The 18,911-nt window shown below is 55.4% G+C and carries 21 protein-coding genes; 15 read left to right on the top strand and 6 right to left on the bottom strand.

What is annotated here, in order from left to right:
- Positions 1–3 precede the first annotated feature (3 nt).
- From RT613_RS04795 to RT613_RS04725, 15 genes are all read left to right on the top strand, one after another.
- The gene (locus RT613_RS04795) at positions 4–648 is read left to right on the top strand and encodes a hypothetical protein (protein ID WP_313613406.1); all 645 of its coding nucleotides are present in this window, start codon (positions 4–6) and stop codon (positions 646–648) included.
- Positions 648–1,313: a hypothetical protein gene (locus RT613_RS04790; protein ID WP_313613404.1), complete on the top strand. Its 666-nt coding sequence runs from the start codon at positions 648–650 to the stop codon at positions 1,311–1,313. Before RT613_RS04795 ends, RT613_RS04790 begins: the two co-directional genes overlap by 1 nt.
- On the top strand, positions 1,313–1,744 hold the full coding sequence (locus RT613_RS04785) for a GNAT family N-acetyltransferase (protein WP_313613403.1): 432 nt from the start codon (positions 1,313–1,315) through the stop codon (positions 1,742–1,744). The genes RT613_RS04790 and RT613_RS04785 overlap by 1 nt, the downstream gene beginning before the upstream one ends.
- A gap of 19 nt (positions 1,745–1,763) precedes the next feature.
- Complete coding sequence (locus tag RT613_RS04780; RefSeq protein WP_313613401.1) at positions 1,764–4,250, top strand: phage tail protein; 2,487 nt, start codon at positions 1,764–1,766, stop codon at positions 4,248–4,250.
- The gene (locus RT613_RS04775; RefSeq protein WP_313613399.1) at positions 4,247–5,791 is read left to right on the top strand and encodes a hypothetical protein; all 1,545 of its coding nucleotides are present in this window, start codon (positions 4,247–4,249) and stop codon (positions 5,789–5,791) included. The genes RT613_RS04780 and RT613_RS04775 overlap by 4 nt, the downstream gene beginning before the upstream one ends.
- A 4-nt stretch (positions 5,792–5,795) precedes the next feature.
- On the top strand, positions 5,796–5,990 hold the full coding sequence (locus RT613_RS04770; RefSeq protein ID WP_313613398.1) for a hypothetical protein: 195 nt from the start codon (positions 5,796–5,798) through the stop codon (positions 5,988–5,990).
- Positions 5,983–7,743 carry a hypothetical protein gene (locus RT613_RS04765; protein WP_313613397.1) on the top strand — a complete coding sequence of 587 codons (1,761 nt, stop codon included), beginning with the start codon at positions 5,983–5,985 and terminating at the stop codon, positions 7,741–7,743. The genes RT613_RS04770 and RT613_RS04765 overlap by 8 nt, the downstream gene beginning before the upstream one ends.
- Positions 7,744–7,745: 2 nt before the next feature.
- Positions 7,746–8,054, top strand: coding sequence for a hypothetical protein (locus RT613_RS04760; protein WP_313613395.1), 309 nt, complete (start codon positions 7,746–7,748; stop codon positions 8,052–8,054).
- A 43-nt stretch (positions 8,055–8,097) separates the two neighbouring features.
- Entirely contained in the window at positions 8,098–8,958 is an 861-nt protein-coding gene (locus RT613_RS04755; RefSeq protein ID WP_313613393.1) for a hypothetical protein, read from the top strand.
- Complete coding sequence (locus RT613_RS04750) at positions 8,955–9,209, top strand: hypothetical protein (protein ID WP_313613392.1); 255 nt, start codon at positions 8,955–8,957, stop codon at positions 9,207–9,209. The genes RT613_RS04755 and RT613_RS04750 overlap by 4 nt, the downstream gene beginning before the upstream one ends.
- 138 nt (positions 9,210–9,347) lie before the next feature.
- On the top strand, positions 9,348–9,803 hold the full coding sequence (locus tag RT613_RS04745) for a hypothetical protein (protein ID WP_313613391.1): 456 nt from the start codon (positions 9,348–9,350) through the stop codon (positions 9,801–9,803).
- Entirely contained in the window at positions 9,787–10,110 is a 324-nt protein-coding gene (locus RT613_RS04740) for a hypothetical protein (protein WP_313613389.1), read from the top strand. The genes RT613_RS04745 and RT613_RS04740 overlap by 17 nt, the downstream gene beginning before the upstream one ends.
- A 29-nt stretch (positions 10,111–10,139) precedes the next feature.
- Positions 10,140–10,331, top strand: a complete 192-nt coding sequence (locus RT613_RS04735) for a hypothetical protein (RefSeq protein WP_313613387.1) — start codon at positions 10,140–10,142, stop codon at positions 10,329–10,331.
- Positions 10,332–10,341: 10 nt separating this feature from the next.
- Entirely contained in the window at positions 10,342–11,841 is a 1,500-nt protein-coding gene (locus tag RT613_RS04730) for a hypothetical protein (protein WP_313613386.1), read from the top strand.
- Positions 11,842–11,922: 81 nt separating this feature from the next.
- On the top strand, positions 11,923–12,282 hold the full coding sequence (locus RT613_RS04725; protein WP_313613384.1) for a hypothetical protein: 360 nt from the start codon (positions 11,923–11,925) through the stop codon (positions 12,280–12,282).
- Positions 12,283–12,610: 328 nt separating this feature from the next.
- On the opposite strand, the gene RT613_RS04720 is transcribed toward RT613_RS04725, so the two are convergent.
- The 6 genes from RT613_RS04720 to RT613_RS04695 form a co-directional block, all read right to left on the bottom strand.
- Positions 12,611–13,504 carry a tyrosine-type recombinase/integrase gene (locus RT613_RS04720; RefSeq protein ID WP_313613382.1) on the bottom strand — a complete coding sequence of 298 codons (894 nt, stop codon included), beginning with the start codon at positions 13,502–13,504 and terminating at the stop codon, positions 12,611–12,613.
- A gap of 272 nt (positions 13,505–13,776) precedes the next feature.
- Positions 13,777–14,316 (bottom strand): hypothetical protein, encoded by a 540-nt coding sequence (locus RT613_RS04715; RefSeq protein WP_313613381.1) that lies wholly within the window; start codon positions 14,314–14,316, stop codon positions 13,777–13,779.
- A gap of 479 nt (positions 14,317–14,795) precedes the next feature.
- On the bottom strand, positions 14,796–16,556 hold the full coding sequence (locus tag RT613_RS04710; RefSeq protein ID WP_313613380.1) for a penicillin-binding protein 2: 1,761 nt from the start codon (positions 16,554–16,556) through the stop codon (positions 14,796–14,798).
- Positions 16,557–16,853: 297 nt separating this feature from the next.
- Positions 16,854–17,456: a general stress protein gene (locus RT613_RS04705; RefSeq protein ID WP_313613379.1), complete on the bottom strand. Its 603-nt coding sequence runs from the start codon at positions 17,454–17,456 to the stop codon at positions 16,854–16,856.
- A 23-nt stretch (positions 17,457–17,479) separates the two neighbouring features.
- Positions 17,480–17,788: a PepSY domain-containing protein gene (locus RT613_RS04700; RefSeq protein ID WP_313613378.1), complete on the bottom strand. Its 309-nt coding sequence runs from the start codon at positions 17,786–17,788 to the stop codon at positions 17,480–17,482.
- Positions 17,789–17,890: 102 nt separating this feature from the next.
- Positions 17,891–18,907 carry a DNA topoisomerase IB gene (locus RT613_RS04695; RefSeq protein WP_313613377.1) on the bottom strand — a complete coding sequence of 339 codons (1,017 nt, stop codon included), beginning with the start codon at positions 18,905–18,907 and terminating at the stop codon, positions 17,891–17,893.
- Positions 18,908–18,911 lie beyond the last annotated feature (4 nt).

The following is an 18,911-nucleotide window of genomic DNA, read 5'->3' as shown; positions in this document are numbered from 1 at the left end:
TGCATGGCTATAACATACCCACTCCCGTTGTCGTTTCTCGATGATCTGCCAGGATGGACAACAGAGTTTGAGTTGCTGTGGCGGCAGGAGCAATCCCGCACGGCTGGCGGACAGACTATTGCCAAGGATCTTGGATCCCCTCTGTGGCAGATGACGGTGCGGTCCAAGGTGATGAAGCCAAACCAGCTTGATCATTGGCGGGCGCGTCTGGCCAGTCTTGAAAACGGCCTGAAAACCTTTCGGGCGTTTCCCAAGTCGCGCTGCTATCCAGTGGCGTATCCGAATGGCAGCTGGCCAACTGGCGGCGCGTTCGATGGCATAGCAGAACTGACCACGATTGCCGCCAATCGCAAGGCGGTTTCTTTGCATGACTTACCAGCCGGCTATCAGGTTTCGATCGGCGATTACATCCAGATCGGCGACAAGGATCTGCATATGGTGATGGAGCCTGCCCTGGCTGCCAGTGATGGTTACACTGGTCAGTTTGAGGTTCGTCCGCATCTCTGGCCGGGTGTTGTTGCACCACGGAATGCAATCGTTTTCAAGCCATCCTGTGTCATGGCCATTGTGCCGGGATCGGTCTCGACGACGGCAGATCTTGCAACAGGGCGCGGGTCGATTACCTTTCAGGCGATAGAGGCCCGATAATGCGTAACATCTCTGCCGATAACCTTGCTGCGCTTGAGGCGCGGCAACTGGTGGCTCGTGACTTCCTGTGGATGGTTGTTCGCAACCGCACCACAGGTGTTCCTGTGACCGATGGCATGTGGTCGGACGTCGGGAATATCTCAGCCGCTGTTATCCATCCTGATACCGGGTTGCCTGTTACGCGTGACTGGTATGGGTCTGGCACTCTGGTACAGATCGACGACATTCCGCTGGTCAACAATCTGTCTGTCCAGAACGTGAATATCCGCATGTCGCAGGTCAGTGACCATGTCGAGCAGCTGGTGCGCGAATATGATTGCCGACAGGCGCGTGTTGAAGTCTACCGTGGCTTGTTTGATCCTGACAGCCGCCAGATGGTGGCTCCAGCCCAATGCCGGTTCGTCGGCTTCGTCGACAACGTCAACATCGTTACCCCACGCGAGAATGATGAGGGTTCCGTTACGCTGATATGCGCCAGCCACTCACAGGAAATGACGCGCGCGAACCCTTCGACGCGCAGTCATGCCACGCAGATCCTGCGAAGCCCTACGGATACCTTTTTCCAGGATGCGGCGACCGTGCAGGAGTGGGAGTTCTTCTGGGGTAGCGAAAAGGGCAAGATTGCCACGCAGCCAAAGCGCAAAAAGTTTCTCGGAATATTCTGATGAGGGCGCGTTTCGCTGAGCATGGTGACCGCGATCGCGTGGTGGCATTGCTGCGTGACAGTCATTGTGCTGCTGGTTTCGATTATCCATTCGATGCGGCACGGGCTGACTATCTGTTTCAACAGCACATGTCGGCAGTCTCGGCCTGCGTAATCGTGGCGGGAGAGCCCGCGCAAGGGTTGTTGATGGCTGTTGCCTTTGACCATCCATTTGGTGCGGGGAGAATTGCCAAGGAAACCGTCTGGTTTGTCTCGCCTGCAGCTCGCGGTCGATGTGCGTTTCTGATGCTGGATGCCTACGAGGACTGGGCGAGGTCTGCCGGTTGCGTGTCGGTCGGTATGGCCTCTCTGGCCAGCAACGATGTTTCCAAGATTTACGAGCGGCGCGGTTACGCCGCCGTCGAGACACATTTCATGAAGCCGCTGCGCTAGCGGCGACCAAGGAAAATCGATGGCTATTTTTACCGGGATCGCCTCGCTTGTCAGTGGCGTGTCTGCATTTATTGGTGGCCTCGGCGCAGTGGGTTCGTTCCTGCTTAAAACGGCTGTTGGTCTTGGTGTCAGCCTGCTCGGGCAGGCCCTTTCGGGAAAGCAATCCTCCGCTCAAAACTTTGCCATCAATGGCACCCTCCAGGGTGGTGGCGATCTGGCGCGGTCATTTATCGTTGGACGATACGCGACCGCTGGATCTTTGGTGTGGGTGAATACTTGGGGCAAAGACGGCGATACCCCGAATGCCTATCTAACGCAGGTCATTGCCCTATCTGATTTGCCAGTCTCCGCCTTGGTTGAGTTCTGGGTGAACGGCGAGCGAGTTGTGCTTGGCGGCAATGGTGCCTATGGCTTGAACTGCGGTGGCGTGTACGCCGATAATCTTTGGGTTCGGTTCTATGATGGAACGCAGACCGTCGCTGATGGTGTCGCGATTGGTGCGTCGAATGCATCGCGCTCCTGGAATTCGAACCGGGTCGGTAGAGGTGTAGCCTATGCCGTCGTCACTGCACGCGTATCCAAAAACGTATTTTCCGGGGTGCCGTCTTTCAAATTCGTTCTGCAGGGCCGAAAGCTCTACGATATCACAAAAGACAGCACGGCTGGCGGCGTCGGTTCGCATCGGTGGTCAGATCCCTCCACGTGGGGCGGTGATGGTGATGATCTGCCCGCCGTGCAGATCTACAATATTCTGCGCGGCATTACCTATAATGGTGATTGGTTTTATGGCCTGCAGAACCTTGCTGCGGCTCGTCTACCATCGGCCAACTGGATCGCGCAGATCAATAAATGCCGGACTGGAATACTCGGTGCATCGGGTCTTGAGGCAACGTATCGAAGTGGCGGCGAGATCAATGTTGATGCACCAATCTCGACGGCTCTTGAAGCGCTTCTAACTGCCTGCCAAGGCAAGATTTCGGAAGTTGGTGGCGTTTACACGCTTCACTGCGGCACGCCCGATGGGCCAGTCGTTTCATTCACGGATGCCGACATCCTTTCGACCGAGGAGCAGGAATTCACGCCTTTCCTTGGGCTTGCTGACACGATCAATGGCGTCTCGGCCACCTATCCATCGCAGAGTGATGGTTGGGTGACAAAGACTTCGCCGCCGCTCTACAGGCCTGACCTTGAGTCCGAGGATGGCAACCGTCGACTGATGGCTGATGTGCCGTTAGACTTCGTGCCCTACGCCGAGCAGGTTCAGCGTCTGATGAAATCGGCACTGGAAGAGGCTCGGCGTTTCCGCCGGCACACTCTTGTGCTGCCGCCAAAGTTTTGGCCATACGTCACGCCTGGTGAAGTGATCGAGTGGACATCAGTCCGCAATGGATACGTCAACAAGCTGATGCGTGTGGACGGCGTTGCAGACCGCGCCAACCTTGATGTGATGATCGACATCACTGAGGTGGATCCCGCCGATTACGACTGGGACAGTGATACCGATTTTCAGCCTCCAGTTGATGGGTCGATCGGCGTTATCCGGCCGCAGCCGCAGCCAATTGTCGACTGGTTCGCTGAACCGGCGACAGTCAAAGACAATCTTGGCGTCGATCGTCGACCAGCAATCCGCCTGACCTGGGACAATTCAGACGGGCGTCTCGATGACGTTATCGGCATTGAGTACGAAGTGCGCCTATTCGCAACACTTGAGAAAGTGACAGAAGGGCGCACGGACCAGCCTCAAGCTGGTTCCATGCTCATCTCGCAAAGCCTGCTGCCAAACGAAAGTTATGGCGTGCGTGGCCGATACATTCCAGATGGCGACAGGGTTACCCTGTGGTCTGATTTCATTCCGGTCATCACGCCGAATGTGTTGCTGTCCGATAAAGACGTCTATGTCGATATCGATCTGAGCGGTGTTGGCGACATGCTCGGATGGCTTGCCGACAGTAGCCGTAATGCTCTCGAAGCTGCGTTGGAGCTGCTTGGCGATGTGCAGGAGAACGCCAACGTCGGATTCCTCGACAAGCAGGAATTGCGGCGCGAGCTGACGGCGCGTGCCGGGGCGCTGGAGGCATCCTACACCGAGGTCGTCGAGGTAGCGGTTACGCAGATCGCAGCCGTTGCTGGCAAGGTGGAAACCCTGTCTGCGGCGATGGGCGGCAATGCAGCGACTGTGAACATTCGTTGGGCTGTCGTGGCGGCACCAGCAGGTTACGCTGCGCGTTACGGTATTGAGGCGGCGGTCAACGACGGTGAATATCGCGCGGCTTCGTTCCTTATGGATGTGCCGGTCGATCCTGAGGATCCAACACGCATTATCCTGCGGGCCGACCAGATCCTGATGATCAGCAATGATGATCAGGATATCCAGCAGCCCTTTGTCTTTGAGGATGGCGAGTTGACCCTTGCTGTTGCCAACATCGGCACGGTGCTGGCTGGAACGATCAATTTCGGCAATGGCCGCGTCATCATCGACGAGAACGGAATTCTTGTAACGTCATGACAGTCAGAACACTGATAGGCATCGACTATGCGGGTGTGTCTTGTGTGAAGATCACCAAGGGCACCCGCAACCCAAAAGACATTCTGGATAATGAATACGGCGCCTTCTACTACAACAGCAAATGGGCCGCAGATGTGCGGATCTTGTTTTCTGGTGTAAACGCCACGTTGGGGCTTGGATCCTTCACAACGTACTATTATCCGCCCGGTTCTGGATCAGGTAATTATCAGTGGTGTGCAGACAACTACTCCGCAAACGCCAATTCTTTTGATCAGAAAAACTACTATCGGAATTCAGCCTTTCCGGACCTGGTGTATTCATTGCCTCTGCATGAGGTGAAGCCGATCCGAAAGACCAATGGGCGGTTCGTGCAAAACAGCATGATCGTTTCCTACCGAGGATATGAGGATCGTGGTACGCGCAGGTCTCCCCCGAACAGCGCGGTCTACGGCTGGTGCCAGAATTACAATAATTCGCTGAGACTTCCTGTCGGCACGGTGAATGGCATTCCCGAGATGCTTTGTTCGCCATCCACGCCGTCTGGGTCTGTCGAAACATTTGGTTCGGCGCTGGCGGTGTGGAACCTGCCGGGTGACGAAACGCCAGTGCAGAACGGTACCCCATTGCCGCCCGTGCCTGGTCAACACACGATCATCATCAACAAGGACAGCCTGAAAGTCGCCAAGCCGGGATTTGATGCTCGTACGGCGTCGGGCACGCAGCTGGCTTTCGATAGCGCCAATCGACCTGCAAAGGTGGTTGCCGCAGACGACATTGCCTTGAATGCAGGTGTCAATGAATATGACATTGGCTTTGCTGTTCCGGCCTCAACCTTTGTCGATGTGCATTATTACGTTGGTAGCGATATCTATTACCCGGCGTCGCCAACTGATTTGTCTTTCGGTGGAGAGCACTGGATCAGTGGCGGCAAGCTGTATTTCAATGCAGGAGCAGCATGTCGCGCTCGCTTCATTATTTACGCTTTCGACAACACGCCTGCGACGTCAGGCAGCAACGATGTGTTCCGGCAGATAGAGATTGGCGGCCAACCGGTCATGCAGCTGTTGCGACCTGGTGCTGGTGCTAATCCATCGTTCGCAGACATCGTGCTTGATAGCCGATGGCCTTGCTTACAAATCATCAAGGAAGGATTCATTTCGGTGGCCGACGGATCACAGTCGTACACCGTGACCCACAACGCGGGCAACGATGTCTTCCCGATGGTTAAATACACCACAGTGCATGGATCGCAGTCGGCCTCCAGTATCTCAATCAGCAAGTCGGTTCGTCAACCGCGTGTTGCAATCGGCAGGCTGACCCACGGTGGCAGCGTGCATGTTCCGTTATTTCAGTGTGGTGACAGCACATACTGCCGCCTGACCAACAATGATGCGACGTTCTACACGCATCGTGGCGCGGCCAATTGGGCATTTTGGCGGACCTCGCAAGACTACACCAACAAAACAGTCACCTACGAATACGACCCAGCGCCGCTTTACGGCATTCGCTACTACATCTTCGGGCTCCCCAAAAAGGACTGACCTCATGTCAACAACAACGACCATCGATCTCGATGTGGCGCTGAATGAAGCGCTGACGAGGGAAAAGATGCTGAAAGACCGCTGTCTGATTTTGGCGCAGGCGAACAAAACGCTGAATGAACAGATTGAAGTCCTGAGGAAAGAGATTTCCGAATTAAGGATGGAAGAAAAGGTTAGGGCGGAGCGCAACGATGGCTGATTATACTTTCCCAACCAGCTACGGCGTTGGTACGGCGACTATCAGCAATGGTTCTATGACGGTTACCGGGCAGGGCACCTACTGGATGTCTGATGATCCTAAGCTGTCCCCGTTGCGCGCTGGCGATCTGTTCGGCACGCATGTGGGTATTGCGGTTCGCATTTCTGATATCGTCAGCGATACCGAGCTGACGCTCGCGCATGAATGGCCGGGTGATGACCAGACCGCTGCACCGTATGAAATTCAATTGACGCCTCGCATCGTCGGAGCGCAGGAGGCGACACGTCGTCTGCTTGTCTCGCTTGCCAACGGTAACATCGAGGCGTTTGCAGCGCTTGCTGGCGGATCTGATCTTCTGCCGATTTTCACTGGCTCGGGCACGATGGGAACTATCAACCGTAGCGACCTTATCAATGGTGTTCGTTATGACGTTCAAGTTGATGATCTGGCAGGTCGCGCAGCGTATGATGGGCAAGAAGAAGGCTTTGCTGTTCTTGTCGCCGATATAGGAGACAGTCGATCCGCGCTCTACACGAAACGGTCCAACACATCTGCTGACTGGTCTGATCCAGCTTACATAACCGGGGCGACGGGCGAGGAAGGACCGTTTACAACAATCATCTTCGCGCCAGTACAAACGCTTCCTCCGGGCGACAATGTCACTATGACAACGGACACATCCGTTCCTGGTCAGGTCACTATCACGCTGGGAGTTCCTGTTGGCGTTCCTGGCGATATGGCTGGGCCAGATGGGGGGGTTGCTGATGGCGATTATGTTGTGTTCGATGGCACATCTGGCAAGTTGGTCAAGAAGGCATCTAGCGCTCCTGGGGGGCAAAATGATGCGTTGTTTGCGATTGAAATAGCAGACTTGAAAGGTGTTCGACTTGGGATGGTTGGCGGCGTGGCTGACGCGTTCGATGATGAAGCCGGAGTAGCCGTAGGATCTTCTGTAAATCAAGTTTATGATGCCGCAAATGATCTGTATCGGCCAGCTTCTTCCGCAACAACACAAGACATCGGGACCGCCGCAGCTGCATTACCATATTCGGCAGGTACATTCATTGATTGGGGCAACCCCCTAACTGCAAACGACGTTATATCCGGCGTCGGTTTGTTTGGTTCAGCGGCGACATATTCGGTAAAAATACTTCGTCGTAATTCTGCTGGAAACTATGATGTTATTGTTTCTGAAAGCTTCTCTCATCCTGGTGGTGGCTATGCTGTCAAAGATTTAGCTACACCGTTTGTTGTGCCCGCAACTGGCCTCTATTGTATAGGCGTCTATCTTCCTGCCATCACAACAAACAATCGAACTGCCGGAACCAGCAGAGCCTACAATTCCGGCAATGTAACGGGCAGCGGTGTTACGGCATCTGAAAATCTGGCGAATGCGGATTTGCCGCCATTTAGGGTACTGAAAAATCCCGTTGTCAGCGACATGACATTGGTTTCGGTGTCTTACTCTGCTTCTGTTCAGCCGTCTTCTGGGCGAGTTTCCATTCAATTGGCAGGAACGGAAATAATTTCTCCTAACGTTGATCTATTTGGCGACATATCCCGGGACAATGGCACGACGTGGACGGCTGCGGTTCTTGCTCTCACGACCAACCTCTCCGGCATCCGTATGTACGAGGCAAACGACATTAGCCTGTCGTCCCAGCCTGCCGGATCATCTGTGAAGTGGCGCGTGCGAACCGCTAACAACAAAAACATTCAAGTGTCGGGCGTTGTCCTGCAATGGAAGGATTGACCATGGCTCCAAAGACATTTGGTGTTCGCGCTGAGACGCCGACTGAAGCCGATTATGAGGCTGCCATCCAGACGTTGGTTGATGCGACCGCAACCGAACGGAAGTTTCGTGACGGCGTGACAGTGGCCTCATATGTCAACTCAACCAATACGCAATGGGCAGCAGAGGCTATCGCCTTTGTTGCCTGGCGCGATGGTGTATGGGCCTATGCTTATTCCGAACTCGACAAGGTCGTGACCGGGCAACGTCCTCAACCGACCGTGGATGAGTTCTTGGCCGAAATAGACCCTATCAACTGGCCATCTGCGTAATCCGCGCACGGCCTCTGCTGATCATTTCCTGAAAGGATCCACCATGGACAGAACCGTACCCAAGGGCGCGGCGCTGCTGCTTGTCTTCGTTTACGAAACCGAGACGAAAAAGAAAGCGCCGGATTGCTACGACGTAATCTTTGGTCACCGTCAGAAAGCACTGCCCAAGCCGCTCACTTCAATGACGCTGGGTGAAGTGCAGACTGCGCAGCGCACTTGGAAAACCAAGGCCTGGGCGGCGAAGTTCAACTCAACTGTCGCATCCTCGGCTGCTGGTGCGCCGCAGTTCATGGAAAAGACGCTGGCGGATCTTATCGTCGAACTGCGGCTGCGCCTGACGCAACTGTTCGACGGCGACCTGCAGGACAGGCTTGGATACCATCTGCTGAAGCGTCGCGGTTATGAGGAATTCATGGCCGGAAAAATGAGCCGGACGGCGTTTGGCAAGCAGCTGGCGCAGGAGTGGGCAAGCTTCCCGGTGCTGGAGGCCACAAAAGGCGCATACCGCAGCCTGACGCGCGGGCAAAGCTATTATGCCGGTGACAATGTAAACAAAGCACTAGTTGCGCCGCAGCTCGTCGAGGCGGTGCTCGATCGCGTGCGCCAGCTGGGCAATGACGTTGCGCCGGAAGAAACGGTTGCGCCGATCATTGTTGAGACGCCTGTCGTTGCTGATCCTGGCGAACTGGAGAAGTCACCCGCCAAGAGCAAGACCGTATGGACATGGGCGCTGACAGCTATCGGTACCGGCGTCACTGCGGCTGGAAGTTTCCTTGGCGGTCTCGACTGGCGTGTGCAGCTGTTCATTTCCGCCGCGATCGTTGGCTTCGCAATCTACGGCATCAAACGCCGGTTTGACCTCGCCAAGGCCGTGCGTGATCTCAATGCGGAGTTTGGCACATGATCGGCACGCTGAGAGACATGGCCGTTGCAGCTGGCGGCATCGCCATCGGCGTTCTCGTCGCTTCGCCTGCGGCCTACCTATTCGGGAAGAGTGACGAGCGTGCGGGTCTCGTTGTCGAGGCGACCACCAAAGCCATTTCCAAAATCCAGACCATGGAGGAAAACAATGAGGCCTTTCGCGATCTTACGCCTCACCACCGTTGCCTTGTTCTTATGCGCGACAGCAAGCTGCCAGACAGCGCCTGCGATTGACGGGGCAGGGTATCAGCATGTTGCATTTTCCAATGCGCAGGCTGCGCGCCTTGCTGCAGAAGATGTGACGGCCGGTCCTGCGATTAATTCCAACAATCGCCAGTGCGCCAAAGATGCGGCGTGCAGGAAATGATGGCGATGGCTGCCACACCACACTCAGGCGTCGGGATATGGATCCGCGTTCGCCATCGCTTCGGGCCGCGCATGACAGAGTGGTTCATGGGTTTTCATACCGCCGTATGGGGTGCTGTTCTGCTCTACTCGGACCGGCTGTTTGATCAACCGGCTTGGGCCGGTTTCCGTGCGATCTTCGGAAACGAGATCCTGCTTGGCTGGGCCATGCTGCTGCTCGGCATTCTCCGGACAATTGGCCTCATCATCAATGGAGCTCGAAAGGACGTGACGCCGGTCATTCGGCAGGTGTCCGCTGGCATAGGCTGTCTCATCTGGGTCGGCATTTCGTATTGCTATGCATCCTCTGGTGTCGTGAGCACCTGGTTCGCCATCTATCCGCTGTTTGTGGTTGGCGAGCTGGTCAACATTCATCGTGCTGCATACGACCAGGGGGAAACGAGATATGAAAGAACTGGCTGATCTTCCACCTGTTGCACTCATTGCCCTCGGCGTTACGCTCGCCTTTATCTTTGTTGTCCGACACTTTGGCTTGGCGTCCGGACAGAAGGCTGGTCCGGAAAACAAAGCACCGATTGCTGCCGTCATCGTCGACCCAACGGCATTGAACAAGGCCACCGCTGCGGTGGAAGAGCATACAGCTGCGGTCAAACGTCATGCCGAGGTTGTCGAGGATGTTGGCAGACATGTTGGCCATCTCGGAACAGAGATGAACCGGATCCGTGAAGAATTGCGGATCTGGCGCGAGATCGAGCGCAGCGCGCGCTGAAACAATTTCACATAACAGAGGATATCGCGATGGCTGATACCGCCACGAGAAAACGACGCACGGCCAGTTACATCGGCGCGGGCGTAAGTGACCCTGTCGGCTGGACGCAAGTTGCGCCGGTCGCGCCTGCGCCAGACGGCAAGGCTTACATCACAGATGGCGGCACGCCGCTGCGGTACAAACTGGACGATGCAGGCGGCTACGCGCTGCGAGACGTGTGAGGAGAACGATATGGTTTCTGCAGCAACAAGAAAACGCCGTCTCGCAAGCTACATCGGCGCGGGCATTGTCCCCCCAGATCAGGGCGGTGAGGTAACGCCGCCAGAATATCCAACGTTTCCTTTGGGCGTGAAGGTCATCAGCGCGGGAGACAGCACGAAGGGGCGTGGTTTTTCGGGAGCTTCACCCGGATCAGCTCAAGCATATAGCAATAATGTCAGCGGCTTGATGTTAATGCATGCTTTGCATCCTGTTTTCTTGGCCAATGAATTTCCGTGGGACACATCTACCGACCCATCACCGCCACCTCCAGCCACTCAAGGAAACTTGCGTTGGACGCGTGGCATCAGTATGGCCGTCTCTGGGTCAGGCATTAATGTGCACGAAGCGCTCATGCCGCTCATCGTTTCGATGTTCGGTGAGGACCCCGGCATCTTCTACTATCGCCCAACCGTCAACTCGGTCGGCGGCAATCCGACAGTGATTGCGGCCACGATAGCCAGAATAATCGCCCTGCTTGATATCGCCCGAAACGCGGGTGAGTACATCGTTTTGGCGACTATGCCTCCGTGGGCAGCAGGGTCTCCCACATGGGACAGCGCGGAAAACCGCGCCAACCGCATCACCATCAACCAAGCGATGGCCGACTACGCCGCTATGCACGGTCAGTCCAAGGTTATGTTCGTCAACTTGGATAACGTATTCCTTGCCCCGGACGGCATTTACATGAAGTCTGGTTTCCTTAATGACGATGTGCACTTCCGCACAACTGCCGCTCTAGCTGAGGCTGATTATCTCTGGTCAGAGGCATTCAGCAAACTCATCCCTGTTGCCGATGATCAATGGTCAGCAGAGTCGCGCCCCAACATCCATACCAATCCGACGTTCATAGGCACGGGAGGCTCGGTTGCGACGGGTGTGACTACTCCTGCTGCTGACGGCGATTTGCCTTCTGGAGCAAGTTACGCGGTCCCGGCAAGTTGGAGGTGGCGCGGCAATACCGGACAGACTTCGAGCGGCAAGGCATTTGTTCGACCGCACCCGGCAGGAGGTGGTCGGCAGATCACCGGACTTATCGTTGTTCCTGCTGGTGTTGGGACAACTGAGAAATACGAACTGCTGATCGGCGGAACGGGGGCGGTTGCAGTTGCCAGTGCTCCTGGACAGTTCGTGGAAACGTGGTTTGATGTTACAATCCCTGTCGGCGCAGAATTCTGCACCCCGCCAGCAATCATCCAGGCTGATGGAACGGGCGGAACAGGTGGTTGGAACATTCGGGCGCTCAATTGGGATAGCGCCTATACCAATATCTCCGGCAACACGACTGGCCGCAGGTGGCGCGTGAAGAGCTCGCCTTTGCTGATGGGGGCTGGCTCAACGGGCTTCAAGTCGATATTGCAGGTGTGGGTCGATCAAGAAGCTGCGCTCGCTGCCGGGGTCAAGCCGATCATCGAAGTCTCTGAAATGCGCTCCACAATCGTAAGCGATCCGCGCACCGCCTACAATTTGTAGCTTCGTCAGGCCGGGCCGGTTCCGCGACTGATCCTGCCGCCCCATCGCAGGACCGCCGCCCCATCATCAAAGGACAGCTCCATGAGCAAGCTCACTTACCAGCAGAAGCTGGATGCACTCGCATATCGTTTTTACCAGGGCGCAGAATGGAAGCCAAAGGCGGGCGATTTTTACACGACAAGCCGCGCTGACCTTGAGCTTTACCAAGTCGTGTCTGTAGAGGACGGCGTTGTCCGCACTCGATTTACTGAGGGTTCAGACGCAATTGCTGTATGGCCGGAAGATCAGTTTCTGACTGGAGGCTTTGGGCCAAAGCGCGTCTTTGTGCCGGAGTGGGTTCTCGACCCTGAGAAATATTGCTCCGGTCACGTGGCGAGCGCTGATGATCCCAAAGTGTGTAGGCATTGCGATATCCACATCGACAGCCTGCGTCCCGATTAAACCCCATACCCGCCTAATATTTGGAGAGAGTGATGTCGCTCACCAGAGAGACAATTATCAAGCAGGCTGACGCAGCTTCGGTCAGTATCGCGATGCGACCGCCATACATGAGGCCGAGCGAAACAAAGCCTCTGCCTCCGCGATTGTGGGAGGATCTTCGGCTGGAGATGCAGAAGCGCCTTCGTGAAGCGACTGGAGAGGAATTTGCGATAGTTTCATTCGATTTCGGCCCAGCCGAATAATTACCCATCCCCCGCATAGAAAATGGTGGGGTCAACAAAAAGCCGCTCGGAACGATCCGGGCGGCTTTTTTCGTTCTTCGTGCTGGTCAGATTGCGCCGGAAAACTGGAAGGCGTTGAACCTGTCGGCAACTATCCGGCCTGCGTTCTGGCGCGGATGAACATAGATCTCCAAAAAGATCGACGAGCTTTTCCAATCGCCGGCCGCCATTGTGGTTCTAATATCCATACCTGCCTCAATGGCGTTGGTAGCAAATGAGTGGCGTCCGCACAGGTGGCTTGATTTGTAGCTGATGCCTGCGCGGTCACACACCGCGTGGATGCGCTCGTTGACGCTGTGGCGGTTGATGTACCGGAACACCCTGCCGCTCGATGCTGGCGCGGCCCGCAGGTCGCGCATTCGGTCAATCAATTCATCGGTCAGGAAGCGTAGCGAGTTTGTTCCAGTCTTGGTTTTGCGCAGCAAGGCTGTCCTGGCTGAAAAGTCCACGTCCGACCACTCTAGCCTGATGGCCTCGCTTATTCTCGCGCCGGTCTGGCTCATGAATAGGATGAGCGCTGACAGGTGAGGGAGGTTGCTGATGTCGCATTCTCTGATGAAGGCGTGTAACCAGACATGTGATGCCGGTGTCTTTCGTTGCGGCCTGTCTTCCTTGAAGCGACGCAGCCGCATCAAATTGCACCAGCCGCGTTCATATGCATGCGTGATAACGGCGCGAGCTGGCGAAAGCGCCTGGCGGTTCCTGGTCGCATTGCTTTGATCCGGATAGAGCGCTTCTGCCATCTGTCTTATGTCGAACGGGTGGATCGACCGCAGTTCTCGGCCTTCGAAATAGCTGATGATCTGGGGCAGGAAACGATTGCAGCCACCGTGCGACAAGTAGCTGGCTGCGGCCTCCTCGAATGTTTTCTGCTGCGTGGGTGGGTTCTGGTCATGATTATTGATGACGTAACGATTGCTCGCTACATATGGATTAGCCATCTGACACCTCTTATGTGTTGGGCTGGTTAGAACCCGCTGCGGACCTGCAAGTCTGCGGCGGGTTCGTTCACTTTAAGGGTGTCGCAGTGGATCGGAAGCCATCAATTTATGATGTTGGATGTGTGGTTAATGCGGCTTCCGGAGAAGGCTTGGGCTATAAACGCAACGCCAGTGCTTTCTTGCTGTTTCATAGTGTGCGTTCCCCCGAAGCATCGGAGGAACGCGACTTGTTAGGGAACGCTGGTAAGCAATTTCAATGCGCTAATTCAGACTTAAAATCTGTTGACCGGCATACTTGATTGTAAATGATGTTCTTGAGCGAGAAGCATTGTGTCGAAGGCTGCGCGCTTAGCGTCGTCGAGAGACTCAAACAGATCTCTTGTGAAGTATGACCGATCGATATGTGTGTTATTGACAACACCCTTCCAGAGCCCGTTGGGCGTTTTGAACATCGTGACTCGATACCAGCCGTCCTTGATTTGTGGGTTACCTTTGCCGTTGATGTACCAGCCACGGCGAGAGGCGAAGGTCTTTCTCTTTCTGGTATTATTCTTGAGGGTTTTATCTCGATTGGCTGCGCCGATGAGGTCTTCTGACATATGGCCTGCACAAACCAGGCCGCAGGCTAACGTGTCCGCGTATCTTGGATTGCGCATGTACTGCACATAACGGATCTCCATCGCTTCACACATCTCACAAATTTGCGACGGTTCGCCGAGATCCTCAACGTTGACGCACTCCCAGCCTTTTTTGGGTACGCCCTCGCGCGCCCATTTACCCCTGCCTGCTCCTGGACCGTCAAAGTTAGACATCGATCTTCCCCCGCTATGATGCTTGCCTAAGTTGAGAAGGTAGTGAATTTTCGCCTGATGTAAAACATTGATAGCGTCCCAGCTGGAGGGTAGAGGCACCGCGTCGCATGGTGGGCAAAAGCATCCTTTGTTGTGGCTATGGTGTAATGCGAGGTTATATATTTAACCGCGAAATTGCGGCACCTATTGCACCACATAACGCACCACAAATGACGAGTGGATTACGTTTTCATTAAGGAAAAACAATATGCGCGGTAAAAGTTCAACTCCCGCTACCAGCGTCGAACCTTGACGGTGAAATTGTTTTACACGCCCGTTGAAAACATTAAGTTATTTTAAGCGTCGTAAGGGCGGTTTTTACACGCAACACATTGATAACGCTGCGATAGATGGAGCTTCCCAAGCTGACGAAGCGGGTTCGATCCCCGTCACCCGCTCCACGTACCTGACGTAATGCAGGACCGTTTCGCCAATTCACCTCAGTAATTGACGATCAACTGCGGTTTGCCATCCAGATCGAAGGTTGGTTGAACGCCGAGCAGGGCTGCCGTGCGGGAGATGATTTCCTTGGTCAGCGGCGCTGCGGTCGATGCAGCGGTCCGGCCGCCATTTACCCCGGTTTTCGGCGCGTCGACGATGGTCAGAACCACGTAACGCGGGTCATCCATCGGGAAGCCGGCGACAAAGGCATTGAAGTTGATGTCCTTGGCGTAGCGGCCGTTGATCACCTTGTCGGCGGTACCGGTCTTGCCGCCCACATGAAAACCTTCCACCTGTGCTGCGCGGCCTGACCCTTTCAGACCGTTCCAGGTGTAGAGATAGCGCATATCGGCGCTCGTCTTTTCCTTGATCACGGCACGGGAGATGACGGAGGCATCGTCCTTGCTGCGTGGCAAAAAGGTCGGGTTGATCAGGTTACCGCCATTGATCAATGCAGCGGCTGCAACGGCGGTCTGCAGCGGTGTGGTTGCAACACCGTGGCCAAACGAGATCGTCACCGAATTGATCTTTTTCCATGTTCTCGGCTGGGTCGGTGTGGCTACACCAGGCATCTCGGTATCCATTTTGGAAAGAAGGCCAAGCCGTGTCAGGAACTCCTGATGGCCTTCAATACCAACCCGGTCGGCGATATCGGCCGTGCCGATGTTGGAGGAGTACTGGAAGATTTCCGGGATCGACAGCGGTCGGTATTTGCCTTTGAAGTCCCTGATGGTGAAACCACCCATGCGGATCGGACGGGACGCATCGATAACGGTGTTCAAATTGATCTTTTCGGCATCAAGCCCCATTGCCAGCGTAAAGCTTTTGAAGGTGGAGCCCATCTCGAATGTGGCGTTGCTCATCCGGTTGAACCAGCCCTTTTCATATTCCTTGTCGACGCTGCCATCGGCAAGCGTGCGGGAGGGCTGGTTAGGGTCATAATCCGGCACGGAGGCCATGGCGATGACTTCACCCGTGTCGACGTCAAGAACAACCGCACCTGCCGCTTCGGCCTGATAATCAGTCATGGCCTTGGCAACCATTTCCCGAACCATGTTCTGGACGCGCAGGTCGATTGAAAGCCGCACCGGCTCAAGACGCGTTTGGGCGGTCAAACCAACGGATCTGAGATCGGCATAACCCTGCTGGTCGATATAACGCTCCATACCGGCCAGCCCGAGATTGTCGATATTGACGTGACCGACAATATGCGATGCGGTGACGCCGCCGGGATAAAAACGTCGTTTTTCGGGGCGGAAACCAATGCCGGGTATGCCGAGCGCCAGAATGTCGGATTGTTGTTTTGGTGTGAGCTGACGCCTTAACCACTGAAACGCGCTTCCCGATTGCAGCCTTCGGTGCGTGTCCTTCCAGTCGAGATTGGGAAGAACCGTCGCCAGTTTCTCGACAACCTCGTTCGCGTCAATGATTTTTCGCGGTTCGGCATAGAGGGAAACAGTGTTGATGTCAGTTGCCAACAATTCGCCATTGCGATCCAGAATGTCCGGTCGTGAAGCCATGGCATGGGTGTTGAAATCAATTGCGCCTGTCACAGCAGGGTCGGCCATACCATATTGCACGAGCCTCGCACCGACCACCGCGTACATCACCACGAAGCCGGCAATCAGAAAACTCAGCCTCTGCCGCGCATCACGTTTGCGTCGCGCAGCACTGCCAGAAATTGTCTCGGCAGACCGCCTGCTCTTGCCTTGCAAGTCGAAATGGGCGCGTCTTCTGAGCCGGACAACGAAGCCAATCATTAAGGGGAACCTACACAATAACGCAAAACTGAAATGTGAACGGTCCTGTCACCCGCTGGACTGGAGTGTGTCTTTAAAATGGCCGCAAGCCAATGAAACCAGGGGAAGTTTTGCGGCCGTCATTAAATTTATATTAATATACACCTAAAGTTGGTTAGGGAGGATTAACCTTTGGTTTGTTGTGTCAGGCGGCCCGAAAACAACACTCCACCTTTGCCTGCGCCCCTTGTGAGCAAGCCTGAAATAACAATGGAGCGCTTCCGTTTCCGGAAACGCTCCTTAAATGTACGGCTCACCTTAACGCAGGTTGCGGTATCGCAACTGTTCCGCTGCAATTTCATCCCGCGTGTACGGGTCGCTTGTGTCGTCAAAGCGTTTCCATCCGCCTTCCTCATAGGTGCGGCGACGCTCAGTCGGATCGACCCAGTTGGAGCGCTTGAGAATGGCTGCGGCGTCATCAGCCTTGGCCTCGTCAACCTTGGCAACAACCAGGCTGCCGCCGCGGCGCACGCCTTCGGCATAGACATTGGCATGTTCTTCCGGCACTCCTGCTTTCACCAATGATCCGATAATGCCGCCGGCTGCACCGCCAGCCACGGCGCCGGCAACAGCACCTGCGGCGGTTGCGGCAAGCCAGCCGGCTGCGACCACAGGTCCGACGCCGGGAATGGCCATCACCCCGAGGCCGGTGAGGAGACCAACGCCACCGCCAGCAACTGCGCCAATTCCGGCGCCCGTTTCGGCACCTGCGGCCGCATGGGTTTCCGTATAACCTTCATGGTCGAGGTTATTATTGGCGATGATGCTGATATCTTTTGAGGGAATGCCTGCCTCTTCAAGGGCGGTCACGGCACTGCGTGCATCGTCACGATTGTCAAAAAGTCCGGTTACTGTACGCATTGATGTTTCCTCCAGTTTTTTGGTTATTGGGTGACAATGTTGCCCTGATAATCGAGGCCGACATCAACTTCGGCGCCATCCTTCATGGCCTTGGCGCGCCACACACCCTGGGAATCCAGCGCCAGTCCGGTGACGGTGGTGTAACCCGCAGCCTCAATTCGCTCTTTTGCCTGCGCTTCGGTAAAGCTGTTTTGGCCGGCAACCGGGGCGGTTGGATTGGAACTGTCGGGCGTGGTGACCGCAGGTGTCTCACCTGCAGGGTTGGCCGGTTGTTGAGCCAGGGCTACCGATGACAAAAGGGTAACGGCTCCGGCGATGACCAGATTTCTCATTTTTCCTGTCCTTTCAGGCTGTTATGTCTAATAAACAGCTGAGACGGTGGAAGGTTCCAAAGGATCAACGAGGTCGATCCTCGGCCTGCCCAGTGCAGCGTCTCAGCTTAGAAAGTCACGCAACAGCACTTCATCCTTGCGCATATGTGCGGTGCGGGTGCCGGGTTTTTGTGTCAGCGCCACCAGTCTATTTTGCGCTTTCTCGTCGCTCGCCAGCGCGAGAACTGAGGGATGGATATAGCTTTTTCTGCATATGGCCGGGGTGTTGCACAATTCCACCGATGCGGCGTTACACATCGCTTTCAAGGTAAGGGTGTCGTTGCGGGCAAGACACCGCACCGCGTAGCTGAAGGCCGCCAGCGTCCCGCCCCAGGTGCGAAAGGTTTTGGCAGAAATGTTCTGACCGGCAATTCGCGCCAGATATTCGTTCAACTGGCTGGAATCGACCGGGTGGATATTGGCATCCGCATCTTGCCAGACAAAAAGCTGCTTGCCGGGCAGATCGGCAATCTCCTCGAGGATTTTCTGCAGTCGAGGCTGTTTGAGTGTGCGTTGTACCCGGTTGCCGCCTTTGGCCTTGAATTTCAGATCAATGGTTTTGCCGAATTTTACATGCCGCTTCAGAAGGGTTGTCGCACCATAGGTGCCGTTGTCACGCAGATAGGACTTGTTACCGACCCGCAGGAAAGTCGCATCCAGCAACAATACAATTGCCGCAAGTGTGACAGTTTCCGGGCTCTCGCTGCGTTCGATGTCGGCTAGAGAACGGCGCCGGATGACAGGCAGACATTCGGCAAATTCCAACAGTTGGTCGAACTTGCGTTCGCCGCGCAATGCTTGCCAATCCGTATGATAGCGATATTGTTTGCGGCCACGCGCATCCATGCCAGTTGCCTGCAAGTGGCCATTTTCTTTCAGGCAAATCCAGACATCCTTATAGGCTGGCGGAATGCCAAGGCTTTTGATGCGCTGGATAATGCTGGTATCCCTGACCGGCTCGCGATCTGGAAATCGGTAGCGAAAACCCTTGCCTGATTTTAATCTGGTAATGCCCGGATCGCTGTCCTGCACATAGATCAGACCGTTTTTCTTGAGTGCACGCGTAACAAGCGTATCCATGTCC

The sequence above is a fragment of the Agrobacterium sp. genome (assembly GCF_032092815.1).
GTDB lineage: Bacteria > Pseudomonadota > Alphaproteobacteria > Rhizobiales > Rhizobiaceae > Agrobacterium.
This window is presented reverse-complemented; position numbering and strand designations above follow the sequence as displayed.